This is a genomic window from Parapedobacter defluvii, assembly GCF_014642075.1.
Classification (GTDB): Bacteria; Bacteroidota; Bacteroidia; order Sphingobacteriales; family Sphingobacteriaceae; genus Parapedobacter; species Parapedobacter defluvii.
Window position 1 is genome coordinate 64443 of the sequence record NZ_BMIK01000017.1, and the last position, 13770, is coordinate 78212.

Below are 13770 nucleotides of genomic sequence, written 5' to 3' on the forward strand. Positions count from 1 at the left end.
GTTAACATCGTGATTTCTTAGCATTTTAGGTAATCAATAAACAAGTTAAGCCCATGTTTTGGAATCCATTAAGTGACAGTATATGTGATTTATATCCAACGAATATATCAGTATTATGTGGAACCCAACTTTATGCTGTCGACTCCGGTATGTAATATACTTTTTTTAACCACAGGCTCGCCCTCACCAACAATACCAGTACAGGCACTTCTACAAGTGGGCCGATAACGCCCACAAATGCCTGTGGTGAATGGATGCCGAATACAGCAATGGACACGGCTATTGCCAACTCAAAATTATTCCCTGTTGCTGTAAAGGCGATGGATGCGTTCTTGTCGTAAGGAACATTCAAAGATCTGTTGACAAAGAAGCTCACGAACAACATCAGCACAAAATAAATGATTAACGGTACAGCTATTTTTACCACATCCATTGGCAATTCCAATATCTTATCGCCTTTCAAGCTGAACATTAATACAATAGTAAACAGTAACGCATACAATGTAATAGGTGATATTTTGGGTACAAATTTTCGGTTATACCATGCTATGCCTTTTGATTTTACAAGTGCATAACGGCTTATAAAACCTGCGAAAAAAGGAATACCCAAATATATCAGCACACTCTCAGTTACATCTTTCATGGATACGCTTACATTGAAATTAGCTAAGTCTAACTTGCCCGGCAATACGTTGATGAACAGCCAAACAAAGAAGCTGTACGTTATTATCTGAAAGATACTGTTCAGTGTGACCAATAATGCCGTATATTCCCTGTTCCCTTTGGCTAAGTCACTCCATACGATAACCATTGCGATACATCTTGCCAAGCCGATCAGTATCAGACCTGTCATATAATCGGGTTCATCCCTTAGGAACAGTACCGCTAAACCGAACATCAGTATGGTACCGATGACCCAATTCAGCAATAAGGATATGCCGATTACTTTAGTATCTTTAAGCGCTTTGGGCAACAACGAATAATCCACTTTAGCCAACGGAGGGTACATCATCAATATAAGTCCTATTGCCAAAGGGATATTGGTCGTACCTACGGATAGGGCATCGGTAGCATTGGAAATGTTCGGAAAGAAATATCCCAAGCCGACACCTGTCGCCATCGCAAGGAATATCCATAAGGTAAGGTAACGGTCAAGGAATTTTAGTTTGGGTTGCATCGGCTAACTCTTAATCATTGAAAAAACATAGCACATTTCTGTTGCTATCTGCAAACTCCTTTCCGCATATACCTGTGCCTGTTCGGGCGTGCCGTCCGAAATCTTGGGGTCTTCAAATGTGATGGGTATTCTCTTTTCCGCACCTGCAATGAACGGGCATCCGCCGTCTGCCTGCGAACAGGTCATAATGGCGACAAATGCCGATGCAGGGTTGAAAGGGCTATCATATTTTTTGGAAAACCCGATGATTGGCAAGGCATTATCCTTGTATTTTATGGCATATACAGGATTATCGGTTTCCGCAATCTTGAAAATAGTAAAACCTTGATTGGTCAATGTTTCTGCCACTTTCGGGAATAATGCTGTTTCCTCCGTACCGCCGGAATAACAATGTACATTCGGGATATTGAAATAAGCACTTACGACCTGCGCCCATACCTGAGCGAAGTGGCTTCTGCGTGAATTGTGGGTACAGATGAAATTGAGGTTTATGTCCGCCCCGCTATTTGCTTTCCGCTGTACATAATCTATCAGCGGTTGCAGTATCGTTTTGCGTTCCTCGCTTACGGTTCGGACGTCAATAATCCCCTTTATGGTTTCGGCTAAATTCTTATACATTACGATTGGTGTTTGGTGTTTAGTGTTTAGCAACATCCCGAATGAGGTGTACAGCAAGTGCTGTTCAGTTCCGATAATTTTACTTTTTGTTTTTCCGCAGGAATACCGCAGGCATCACTTGCCAAGCAAGCCGTCTGTTTGTTCTTTAGGATGAAATGCTTACCGTCAAAGTCCAAGTCAAATTTGCCAATCGTTTCACTTTGGTATTCCACCTCTATTTCGGCATCTTCAATGCCCAATTTTTCTTCTGATAGCTTGATAATGTTCAATAGCTTGGTCGGCTTTAACCTGTGGTTGTAGTCGTTGGCATCCCACAATTGGAAGTTTACCGCTTTCTCTGTACGGACTACACCACCGCAGTCAATAAAATGTTTGGTAATCTGTCCTATTTCCGTAACGTGGAAATGTTCGGGAACAAATGTTCCGTTGGCTAATTGAAATTCAACATTGTCCAATGTTGGCAGGATTTCTTTGATTTTTGATAACTTCATAACAATAAGATTTGAAAAATTATATTAAACCATATATCGTAATATTACGATAATAAGGGTCAAAAAAATATTATGGACAACAGCTGTTTACTTTTACCTCCTGATTGAAGAACACATTAAATTCCGCTTGAATTTGCTTCCACAGTTTTTCATCAATACAATAACATACAGATTTGCCCTCGATTGTTCCCTGTATGATACCTATGTTCTTTAGCTCTTTCAGGTGCTGTGAAATTGTAGCCTGTGCCAAGCCCAATTCACCGACCAGATCATTACAGATACAGGCTTTCTGATCGATGATATATTGGAGAATGGCGACCCGTGCAGGATGTCCTAAAACTTTGAACAAAGAAGCCAATCTGTTCTGTTCGTCCGTAAATATTTCTGATTTCGTAAGCCCCATTATCCTATTCTTTACATCGCAATATTACGATAATAATTTTAAATATCAAAATATATTGTCCTTTACGTTATCCATTATCTAAAAATTGGTAGAATCGCGAAAATAGAGAAACCTGCTTCGGATAACGAAACAGGCAATTGCCTAAAAACACATAATTATTCGAGGACATCTTGCGCATTTAAAATTGCTTCGTAATCTTCGATGAGGTTAGATTTTCCACAATTCGAGCCCGCCTTAAAGGGAATTGCGTTTTGCGGTCATATTTTTAAGCGCTTTCTTTACTTCGTTCGATAGCTATTCTTTTGTTTTTATATTGATGGGAGATAGATTCTCTAATATTTAAATCTGTATTTAGTAATGCCAATTTTGATAAGTGATCAAAGAAGTTTTCCCTTATCTATACCATGGGGATTACTGTTGTTTAGAATCCTTTCATCAAAATTTTGGTTTCTTTTGTGTTTTGTATCTGTTGTCTGTTATCTTGTCAGCGAGAGAGTCTTCGTGAAGAATCCTTCCTAGAACCTCTAAAAACTGTGCAAGTGCTTCAAAGAATTTCCCCGGTAGGCTACTTTAGGAGATTCCATATAATGGATATCTTTTTTTAAGTCAATAGAAAGCTTGTGACACAAATCGTTACAATTTACCCACTTATAGTTCGATTTTTGTGAAAAATCTTTAGGTTACCGTGTAAGACTGCCTAAAAATCTGCTTCATGGTATTTTTCCCAAGTTCGATTTCTCGCTAAGGATTTGGTATTTTAGTTTTCTGCAAGTTTGTATTAACCTTTTACTGTAAGATATAACGGTTCTAATATTAAGACGCAACCCGTAGTTCACGCCCCATTGCACAAAATTAGGAACGATGCATATTCCCTGTATCAAATAAGCACCCTATTAAGAATCCCAATACTGGTTGGTTTAATTTCTATTTTCAGGATAGAATACCTGAGGTAGCCGTTTGGAGACTAATAAAAGATCTGACTAAGCACGGAATGGAAGATGATAGGCACAAGTTGTTGACCAAGGTTCCGATATTTTAACAAAATGATGTTTGTCATTTTTGTGACAGATTCTTTCCGTATATTTGACACGGTTTGATTAGGACAGGAAGTAAAAAGATTTGATGCGTTTTTGTGCCTATATACTATTGGTCGCTTTGACACTGCAATCATTCTATCGCAGTATCATGGCCGTTGACTATCAGGTACGTTTGCCCGAGTACCTTGCAAAATGCATAAACAAAGACCGACCCCAACTCCATTGTAACGGCCAATGCGTGTTGATGAAGAAAATAGCGGAGAAAGAGAAAGAGGAAACAGAAAAGAATTTGGTGGTATACGAATACAGTTCCCTTTATGTACATAATGGGTATACTGTCTTTGCCACTTACCAGCCGGATGAAGAAACCAGCCAAAGCCATTTCTCTCCCTACCGGATTGATTACGGGTTTGACTACAATACCCCGGTATTCCGCCCCCCGATTGGCTAACCCATTCCAGCAGCGCGTAGTTTAGCGTCACCTTGAAAGATTTTTAAGGAATTTAATCTGTCGCCTTGGTAACGATACAAGGCCGAATTGATTAAGCTTGCCGCGCTCATTCCATTTCAATAAGTTTTCAAGAGACATGGGGTTAATCATCATTCAAGTGAAGAAAATAACATTTTTTCTTACCGCAATGTGCTTTGCGGTGGCGTCCTGTACAAAAGACAAGACGGATTACGAAGCGGAAATAGACACGTTGGTTCCCGAATACCATGAGTTCAAAGAAGCTGTTTCCGTCCATAGTGACGGTTATGACATCAGCATTGAAGCGCTGAATGGAACTTTCTTTAAAGGCTACAACGAAATCCGCTTGAAGATTACGGATAGCCGGACCAACGGAAAAGCAAATACCTCTGCAGTAACATTTCTGCCCATAAGGAATAATGCGGACGGGAGCAATGTTTCCTGCCCCCATCGGTACGATTTGGTTGATAAGCCGGATGACGGCTATTTTTCGGGATATTCGGTGTTTACGGATGAAAGCGGTTCCGATGGAAGTTGGGAGCTTTATATCAGCTTCACCATTGCCGGTCAAACCCATACGGTAAAACAACCTATCTCCGTTCAGGAACAGACCAACAAAAACCTGAACATAACCACGTTCACAGGAAAGGATGACCAGCAGTATTTCATTGCCTTGGTATCGCCACAAAAGCCGAAAGTCGGCGAGAACGGACTGGTCGCCGGGATTTACAGGTACAACAGACCGACCTATCCCCCGTCCGGCAATTTTCCGGATGCATCGCAGTTTTCATACACGGAGGTAAGTGATTATACCCTGCAATTGGATCCACGAATGCCCGAGCCATCCATGGGAAACCATTCTTCGCCCAATAATAAGGATTTAATACAGCAGAGTGATGGTCTATACCATGGTGTAGTCAACTACACCATGACGGGAAACTGGACATTGAATTTCATTCTGTTGAACCGACAAGGACAGATCCTGAAAGGTACGATAGTACCGACTGATTTCACGCCGGGTGTGGAGGGCGTGAAAAGCGAACTGCACATTGACATTTTATTCTAAGATGATGAAGAACACAAGCATTTCCTTTTTGGTTCTTTTTCTTGGTGTAAACGCCAATGCCCAACATTCGCATGTGCAAAACGATACCACCAAAACCCTTGAAGAGGTAACCATAACAGCTATTGCCAAACGGAAAATCGAAACCGAAATGAAGATGGCGGTTTCGGTGGATGAGTTTCTGGCCTCGTCAGACAATATCAGTTTCATTAAACGGGGTGCATACGCATGGGAGCCATTGCTCAATAACATGAGCACGGAGCGCTCCACCATCACCATTGACGGCATGCATGTTTTCGGGGCGTGTACGGATAAGATGGATCCCGTCACTTCTTATGTGGAAAGCAACAACCTTTCCACCATCGATATCACATCGGGGCAAGCCGGCAGTATGCACGGGGCAACCGTGGCAGGAAGCATCGACCTGAAAAGGAAAAGTACATCGTTCGGCCTCGAAAAGAAATGGGGAGGGGCCTACCAAACAGGGGTTGAATCCAGTAACAAACAGTTTTTCAATCTTGGAAACCTGTTCTATTCCAGCGATAGGTTTGTGGCGGACGGAAGCATTGCTTTCCGGAAAGCGGGTAATTATTACGATGGGAACAGCAACGTGGTAAACCATTCGCAATACCAAAAATTCAATACGGCTGTGGGGCTGGCGTACAAAACAGGTGAGCTTTCATCGGTAAGGGTGGATGCCATCTATGACAAAGCAAAAGACGTGGGTTTCCCTGCACTTCCCATGGATTTATGGCTTTCCCGTGCGATTATTACATCGGCTTCCTACAAACAGCTGTTTGAAGACGGGCTGCTGAGGGTCTGGGATACCAAGCTTTATTTCAATGCAGTAGAACATTACATGGATGATACCAAGCGTCCCGAAAACCTCGTCCACATGGACATGCCGGGCTGGAGTACCACCTACGGGCTGGCTTCCCGGGCCAACCTGAAACATGGCGACTACAGTTACGAAATCCAGTTGAACGTGTATGATAATCTATCCATTGCGGAAATGACGATGTACCCGCAAGACCGGAGCAAGAAAACCATGTTTGCGTATAGCTGGCCTTGGGTCACGACCCGCTTTGTAGGGTTTTCGATGAACAATTCATGGGATATCTCGGAAATGAGCCGATTGAATTTCGGAGGTTCTTTGGGATGGAACTACAACCATTCCAAATATGTAGAGTTTAACTGGATTTTCCTCCCCGGCACACCGCAGGAAAAAAATAGGATATTGCCCGGCTTGCATGCCAGTTATCAACTGAATATAAATCAATTTAATTTCTCCGTTGGAACTGGTTACGGACATCGGGCGCCATCCGTTTCGGAGGGCTACGGGTATTACATCTATAATAGTTTTGACCGCTATGATTACATCGGAAACCCCAATTTGAAAAACGAGATTTCCTATGAGGCTAATGCGAGCGCAGGGTATAAAAATGAGCGGATGGACATAGAAGCCAACGTAAACTATTTTCATATCAAGAATTATATCATTGGTCGGATTTTGAGTTTGGGAAGCCCGATGAATTACCAGTCGGTCGGCGTGAAAGGTTACACATCACTGAACCATGCCAGGCTTTTCAATATGGCATTGAATGCCAACTACGATATACTGCAACATCTGCATTGGAAAGGAATGCTTACCTATGCACGGGCAACGGACGATAAGAATGGAAACTTACCGTTCATCCGTCCGTTGAGCTATCAGACATCACTTTATTTTATGCACAAGCAATTTGGTTTTCAGACTTCGGTGAACGGCGACCTTGCACAGGAGGATTACAGCCCCGAATACGGTGAAGACCTTACTCCCGCTTATATGGTCTGGAACATCTCTGCGGATTATACATTCAGCTTCAGGAACTACAAAGCCGTTTTACAGGTCGGAGCGGAGAACCTGTTCAACGAGTATTACAGCACGTATGCAGATTGGGGCAATATCCCAAGGATGGGGCGTAATGTTTTCACCTCTTTGAAATTCAATTTTTAAAAGGATGAAGCAGGTTTTCAGTTTTCTGATGATGGTTTTATCCTTGCTGGTCGGGTTTCAGCAAGCCATTATCATCATGCACTTTAACCTGAACCAAGAAGCGATAGAGCAGGAGTTTTGTGTCAACAGGAACCGGCCCGAGCTGCAATGCCACGGAACCTGTCATCTGAAAAAGCAATTGCAGGAAAAGGAAAATACAGATTCGGCCCCCATCGGTATTTACCAACGGATTGACATGCTCGCGATTTCAGCTACGGGATTTGAAGCAGGGAACGTGATGATTGAAATCCGGAACAACATCTCCGTTTTTAAAGAAATCTACTATATGGAACCTTGCCTGGAAATCTTTGTGCCACCGCCCATCGCCTGATTGATGAGCATGGACTTATTGAAAAGCGAATATTAAATCAAGAACAAAATTTCAATTTTTAAAAATATCACAATGAACCCGACATGATTAAAATAATCATTAAGCACATAGCATAATGATTATTTTAATCATCAAAGGCTCCATCTTACAACTAAAACAAAATGAAAACATCAACAAAATATTCCATCCTGTTCGTTGCTATATTGATATTAATATCATGTAGCAAGGATGATGACAACCCCGTTGCCAATAATGTCACGCTGCATTTCAACAACACGTTCAAGAATACGACCATCGTGCTTGGCGATGCCACATCTTCCACGGCTACAGCAAACACTTCCGCTGAGGGACAGGTCCACCACTTTTCGGAGCTGAAATACGTGATAAGCAATATCCGTCTTGTAAAAGCGGACGGCAGTGAAATCCCCTATAATATCAGCGATTTGGATAAAGGAGCAACCGTTGTGGACCATTCAAAAGCGCAGACGTTGGATTATGTGCTGACCAATATTCCGGTAGGTGAATACAGGCAGCTCAAATTCGGGTTGGGTGTTAAGCCGGAACTGAACACGCTGGATGAGGCAAGATTCCCCAATTTTTATGCCGAGGCAGGGGCCAACGACACCAAAATGCATTGGGAATGGGGAACGGGATATCGCTTTACGAAAATCGAGGGTTTCTATGATACCGACCATAAGCAACTATCCATTCATACGGGAAGTACCGTGGAGGGCACGAATGGAGAACCCGACACCTATACGCAAGGGGTAGACGCATACAGGGATATCACCCTGACGCTTCCCGACAATGCGGTGGTTGGCAGGAACGCGCCACGGATTACCATCAATGCGGATTTTGACAAACTGTTGAGCGGAAAGACGAATACAATTACGTTGGGGGCGGGGAATGCGACACCGAGTATCCATACAGCAGCGAATATGGTGTTGTTTGTCGATAACCTGGGCGGAAACGGTCCCAGCGACATTTCGGGGATGTTCTCCGTCAGTAGCGTAGAGAATTAAAATCGGACTGGGAGCCACCTGAAATTCACGTACAATGGTGGCTCTTTTTTAAACACATGAAAAAGGTATTCTTAATTTTATCCATCTTGTTGCTGTTGCTATCCTGCAACAGGGAGGATATCATTGAGCCAATGCCCTACGACAATCCCGAAATACCGCTCGATATACCGCTTGGTTTTCCCCAATTGAATAGTTCGGTAGACGGAAACAGACCCACGAAATACGGTGTGGAATTGGGTGAGAAATTATTCCATGAGAAAAAATTCAGTGGAAATAACACGATTTCCTGTTCCAGTTGCCACAACAGGTCGAGTGCTTTTGCCGATAACAATGTCCAAGCCATCGGGATTCACGGCAGGGTCGGGCTTCGGAATACGCCACCCATCCAGAATCTGGCGTTTATGAAGTTCTACAATTGGGATGGTAATAAGCTTACCTTGGAAAGCCAACCGTTGGTTCCCATCATCACGCAAGAAGAGATGAACTCTTCTATCATGGAAGTCATTGGAAAACTAAGGAATGGGGGCGAATACAGGGAATTGTTCAGGAAAGCATTCGGCGACGAAAATATTACCCCTGATAGGATTTACCGGAGCATTGCACAGTATGAATATACGCTGATATCCGCCAACAGTAAGTACGATAAGGTAAAACGGAACGAGGGAGAGGCATTTACGGAAAGCGAAGCACGGGGTTATCAGGTTTTTCAGCAGAAATGCGAAAGCTGCCATAGCACGGAGTTGTTTACAGACCAAAGTTTCAGGAATGTTGGGTTTCCTCCAAACACCAGCACCGAAGAAGCCGGGCGTGCAAGGGTAACAGGGATTCCGGCAGATTATATGAGTTTCAGGGTTCCCTCTTTACGGAATGCAGAATATACCGCGCCATATGGAAGTTTTGGTCAGTTTCCGACGTTAAAAGCTGTTTTGGATTATTTTGACAACGGCGTTTTGGATGCCGACAACCTTGATCCTATTCTGAAAGAAAACGGCAATAGGATACTGTTAATTGAACAGGAAAAAGAAGATATTATTTCCTTTATCAAAACACTGAGCGATAGTACGTTTGTGGGAAAGTAGTTTATGAATAAGCATTGGCCATACATTGGAAATCAAATATATGATGCCCTCATTTGCGCCCTACGAAACCTCGGTGCTCATGGCCAAAGCCGTTTTTGCTTTTGGGCATTTACAGTGAATATGTTGGCACTGTTGCGACCGATGTCACCGCTTTATTTACGGATACAAGGCATTATTATGTGACTCATTTAATATTGCTATAGCTATGGCGTTAAAGTAATTAGTTAATTATAACAAAAGTTGCCGTGGTCTGCCATAACATATTTCGTAATACTTCCTGATGGGCTACCTGATGGAAAAGTTGTTGGTATACGTCCCTGTTTCATTGAAAATAAAACCGGAGCGATACCCCGCCGTGCAGCCATCGGTATCGGTCATCCCGCAATCGGCCTACCGGAATACCGACATACGGTGCAATCTCCATGTTATACCGTCGTAGGACAGCTGGGGCTATGTGACCGGATAGCTGGATGAATCCCCAATAGGCACTTCCCCGGTAAAGCGAATCCGGTCGTCTTGATTTGCTCCGCTCGCTGACCAGGCGCAGGGTCGTATCGCCGGATGCCATATCCCCACGCATCCATCGATTGGTTTGGAGCATATCCGTTCGCCGATCGCTTATCGCCCTGAAAGGCACGAGCCCCAACGATGCGGAGAAATTTTCCGAGAATGCATAATTCACGGAAACCGGTATGGACACCATTCCTACAGTATTCCGGCTTCCCACAATCTGGGAGTTTACAGTATCGGACATATCAGCCTCCCAGTCATTGCCCACCGTCATACCCGAATAGCCTACCCCGATTTCCGTGGATATCCGATCAGTGAGTGCGACCCGTGCGGATAGGCCGCCGCCGAACGCGAACCCTTTGTCCGTAAAAGCAGGGTTGAGGTTGACCCCGAATCTGACGTTCCGGATAGCTATCCGGCTTTCGTCCGGCAGGCGCAGGTTTGGCAGTTTTATTCCTCTTTCCCTGTATGGCTTTTGGTACGGTGGCTTTACGGTACCTGTCAAGTGTCCTGATAAGGGGATCGTTTCCAGCTGCTCCCGTGTCGGTTCGATCCGATTGGAATATGGAGGGTGTTGCCCGCTGCTTACCGAATCAATTGCCCGTGGAATCGGTATCTGTGGCGCGCTGTCGTTCCCAACCGGTTTAAGGCGATCAATCCCCCGTGACACCGAGTCAATCCGTATGGAATCTTTCCTTTCAACCTCCCCGACGGGTTTAGGTGCCTGCTTCGGCATGGAATTTTTCGTCTTATCGATCCCCTCCAGCAACGGTAGATATTTCATTGAAGCATAGACCACGAGAAACAGGGACGCCGCGATACCCGCCAGTTTGACGAAAAGCGGTATGGGTCTTCGTTGCTTCTTTTTCCTGTGGCGCTGGAAGTGCTTCCACTCTTCAGGGTTGTACGGCTCCTCAAAATCCCCGAGGAAATCTCTGATACCTGTTATCAACTCTTTCTTGTCCCGCTTATCCATCATGCCGCCCCCCGAAATATTTGATGTACAATGCCCGTAATCCCTGTTTCGCCTTGGTGAGGTAAACACGGCTCGAACTGGCAGGGATCTGCAACAGTTCTGCTATTTCATCGTGTCTGTACCCCTCCAGTTCATATAGATTGAAAACGATGCGGTGCATAACGGGCAATCCTTCAAGGAGACGCAGGATATCATTCACCTGCAACCCGTCATCCATTTTCACCGCCGGATGGTTTTCCAATTGGTCAAGCGATGTCGTTTCGGGCACGGTCCGCTGCACACGTAAGCGGTCTATGGCCGTATTGACGGTGATACGAACCAACCACGCGCTGAACGCGGTGGATTTATCCGGTCCCTCTCCCCGGAAACCCGAGAACCTGTCGAATGCCTTTACAAAGCTATCGTTCACAACTTCCCTGGCTGTTTCCCTATCCACCATGTATCTTTTGGCTACACCCATCAGCTTGCCCCAATATAGGCGATAAAGCTGCTCTTCCTGTTGGGCGGTAAGGTTGCCCTGTCCGCTTAAGATATCGGCTAAACGTTCGTCTTCCCTTCCGTCCACGTAAAGTAGCTGTCCTGTCTGTTTAAATCCAAAATCATAATCTCCCATGTATATAGACGGAAGCCTGGTGTAGAACGCTAATAAAAATATCGACTTTTTTCCTGTTTTTCCCTTTTCCGTTTAAACGGCTGGAATCGTTTAGCATTTCCGGTGAAGACCACGTCTTGTTACGATAGAGGAGTTTCAATATTACCGTCTATGCAATTATCCATCATTGTCCCTGTCTTCAACCGTCCTTTGGAAATAAATGACTTGCTCGGAAGTCTCTCCGATCAAACCGATACCGATTTTGAAGTGCTGATCGTCGAGGATGGTTCATCCGACAGATGCGAACCGGAAGTGGATGTTTTTAAAGCGAAATTGAATGTCAAATACATCTATAAGGAGAATTCAGACCCCGGACAGGCACGCAATATGGGTAGCGAACTTTCCACGGGCGATTACCTCGTTTTCCTTGATTCCGACTGTGTATTGCCGTCGCATTACGTCCAGACGGTAAAGCAGTCGCTGTCGCGGGACTATTCAGACGCGTTCGGTGGCCCGGATCGGGCAAAGGAGGATTTCACACCGCTGCAACGCGCCATTAACTATTCCATGACTTCTTTTTTTACCACGGGAGGTATCCGTGGCGGGGGTGAAAGACTGGAAAAATTCCATCCCCGTAGTTTCAACATGGGATACTCACGCGAGGTATATGAGAAAACGGGTGGGTTTTCCGCCATGCGCTTCGGGGAGGATATCGATATGAGCATCCGGATTATCAGGCTGGGCTTCAGGACAAGGCTGATCAGGGAAGCGTATGTCTACCATAAGAGTCGTGCCGATCTCCGTCGGTTCTTCAAGCAGGTGTACAACTCGGGAATTGCGCGGATCAACCTTTACAGGCGGCATCCGCATTCGTTGAAAATGGTTCACTGTGCGCCTGCGGTATTCACCCTGGGCGTTGCCCTGATTACGATCATGTCGTTGTTTGTATCGCCCTACTTTTTGCTACCGTTGCTTTTCCATGCGGCTTTTACCCTATTAGATGCCACACTAAGGAATCGAAGCGTTCTGATCGGTTTGCTGGCTGTTGTGGCGAGTTATGTCCAATTACTGGGGTATGGCCTCGGATTCATCCATGCATCCGTATTGCGGATTATGTTCCGGCATGCAGAGTTTTCCCTGTTCCAACGATCCTTTTACAACTAAAAATCAGCTTCCAGTAATTCAGAAACTATGGATATAATCGATGGTTTACGTTATTTATGGCATCTTTCGACAAAAAAGAAAGCCAAACCCGATTCGTTTATCAATTGGCTGCGGTTTGCCAACGCCGGAATGCTCAACGAGGGAAACATCTACTGCATCGAGTATGTAAGCGAAAACCTGCCTTCGGAAAACCCCATCATTGAAATAGGGAGTTTCTGTGGGCTTTCGACCAATGCAATCAGCCATTACGTGCGGAAAGCAAAAAAAAACAACCTGCTTTTTACGTGCGACAAATGGGAGTTCGAGGGAGCCGAAAATAAAGATGTATTCCTTGGTCCATCGGCTATCACGCACCGGCAATACAGGAAGTTCGTCAGGGAAACCTATGTACGGAATGTGGGTTTTTTCTGCCACGACAGGCCACCCCATACTATTGAATGCTTCTCCAATGATTTCTTTGACTTATGGAACCGCGGTACAGCCGTCACCGATGTCATGGGCCGGGAGATTCGATTGGGTGGGCCGATCAGTTTTGCCTATATCGATGGAAACCATACCTATCCATTTGCCAAAGATGACTTCCTGAACGTAGACAGATACCTTGAAACGAACGGTTTCATCCTTTTCGATGATTCTGCCGACTACTACTCCCAATTCGGGGTCAACCGATTGGTCAGGGAAATCAGAAAAATGGACAACTATGAACTGGTCATCAAAAACCCGAATTACCTATTCAGGAAAACGGGTTAGGCCGCGGGTCCAAATTGCCGAGGGAATGCGAACCCCACCGCTGAAAACACGGG

The 13770-nt window shown here is 44.7% G+C and carries 14 protein-coding genes; 8 read left to right on the forward strand and 6 right to left on the reverse strand.

From position 1 onward, the window contains the following. Positions 1 to 130 precede the first annotated feature (130 nt). The 4 genes from arsB to IEX60_RS19060 all read right to left on the reverse strand — a co-directional run bounded on the left by arsB (position 131) and on the right by IEX60_RS19060 (position 2689). Positions 131 to 1177, reverse strand: a complete 1047-nt coding sequence (arsB, locus tag IEX60_RS19045) for an ACR3 family arsenite efflux transporter (RefSeq protein ID WP_188753002.1) — start codon at positions 1175 to 1177, stop codon at positions 131 to 133. Between the two features lie 3 nt (positions 1178 to 1180). Continuing rightward, on the reverse strand, positions 1181 to 1795 hold the full coding sequence (locus IEX60_RS19050) for an arsenate-mycothiol transferase ArsC (RefSeq protein ID WP_188753003.1): 615 nt from the start codon (positions 1793 to 1795) through the stop codon (positions 1181 to 1183). Between the two features lie 26 nt (positions 1796 to 1821). Then, positions 1822 to 2286: a DUF6428 family protein gene (locus IEX60_RS19055; protein WP_188753004.1), complete on the reverse strand. Its 465-nt coding sequence runs from the start codon at positions 2284 to 2286 to the stop codon at positions 1822 to 1824. A 70-nt stretch (positions 2287 to 2356) separates the two neighbouring features. Then, complete coding sequence (locus IEX60_RS19060; protein ID WP_188753005.1) at positions 2357 to 2689, reverse strand: ArsR/SmtB family transcription factor; 333 nt, start codon at positions 2687 to 2689, stop codon at positions 2357 to 2359. 1281 nt (positions 2690 to 3970) lie between these two features. On the opposite strand from IEX60_RS19060, the gene IEX60_RS19065 reads away from it, so the two are divergent. From IEX60_RS19065 to IEX60_RS19090, 6 genes are all read left to right on the forward strand, one after another. Continuing rightward, a complete protein-coding gene (locus IEX60_RS19065) occupies positions 3971 to 4177 on the forward strand; it encodes a hypothetical protein (protein ID WP_188753006.1) in 207 nt (68 codons plus the stop codon). A gap of 157 nt (positions 4178 to 4334) precedes the next feature. After that, complete coding sequence (locus IEX60_RS19070; protein ID WP_229717649.1) at positions 4335 to 5261, forward strand: FixH family protein; 927 nt, start codon at positions 4335 to 4337, stop codon at positions 5259 to 5261. Between the two features lies 1 nt (position 5262). Continuing rightward, positions 5263 to 7254 (forward strand): TonB-dependent receptor plug domain-containing protein, encoded by a 1992-nt coding sequence (locus IEX60_RS19075; RefSeq protein ID WP_229717650.1) that lies wholly within the window; start codon positions 5263 to 5265, stop codon positions 7252 to 7254. 4 nt (positions 7255 to 7258) lie between these two features. Continuing rightward, positions 7259 to 7624, forward strand: coding sequence for a hypothetical protein (locus tag IEX60_RS19080; RefSeq protein ID WP_188753007.1), 366 nt, complete (start codon positions 7259 to 7261; stop codon positions 7622 to 7624). Between the two features lie 161 nt (positions 7625 to 7785). Then, on the forward strand, positions 7786 to 8646 hold the full coding sequence (locus tag IEX60_RS19085; RefSeq protein ID WP_188753008.1) for an MbnP family protein: 861 nt from the start codon (positions 7786 to 7788) through the stop codon (positions 8644 to 8646). Positions 8647 to 8702: 56 nt separating this feature from the next. After that, positions 8703 to 9725 carry a cytochrome-c peroxidase gene (locus IEX60_RS19090; RefSeq protein WP_188753009.1) on the forward strand — a complete coding sequence of 341 codons (1023 nt, stop codon included), beginning with the start codon at positions 8703 to 8705 and terminating at the stop codon, positions 9723 to 9725. A 322-nt stretch (positions 9726 to 10047) separates the two neighbouring features. On the opposite strand, the gene IEX60_RS19095 is transcribed toward IEX60_RS19090, so the two are convergent. Together IEX60_RS19095 and IEX60_RS19100 are read right to left on the reverse strand one after the other, a co-directional pair. After that, the gene (locus IEX60_RS19095) at positions 10048 to 11214 is read right to left on the reverse strand and encodes a hypothetical protein (RefSeq protein ID WP_188753010.1); all 1167 of its coding nucleotides are present in this window, start codon (positions 11212 to 11214) and stop codon (positions 10048 to 10050) included. Next, positions 11204 to 11824: an RNA polymerase sigma factor gene (locus IEX60_RS19100; protein ID WP_188753011.1), complete on the reverse strand. Its 621-nt coding sequence runs from the start codon at positions 11822 to 11824 to the stop codon at positions 11204 to 11206. Before IEX60_RS19100 ends, IEX60_RS19095 begins: the two co-directional genes overlap by 11 nt. 150 nt (positions 11825 to 11974) lie before the next feature. Here IEX60_RS19100 and IEX60_RS19105 point away from each other — a divergent pair, with 150 nt between their 5' ends. Further along, positions 11975 to 12967, forward strand: a complete 993-nt coding sequence (locus IEX60_RS19105; RefSeq protein ID WP_188753012.1) for a glycosyltransferase — start codon at positions 11975 to 11977, stop codon at positions 12965 to 12967. Between the two features lie 27 nt (positions 12968 to 12994). Further along, positions 12995 to 13717: a class I SAM-dependent methyltransferase gene (locus tag IEX60_RS19110; protein WP_188753013.1), complete on the forward strand. Its 723-nt coding sequence runs from the start codon at positions 12995 to 12997 to the stop codon at positions 13715 to 13717. Positions 13718 to 13770 lie beyond the last annotated feature (53 nt).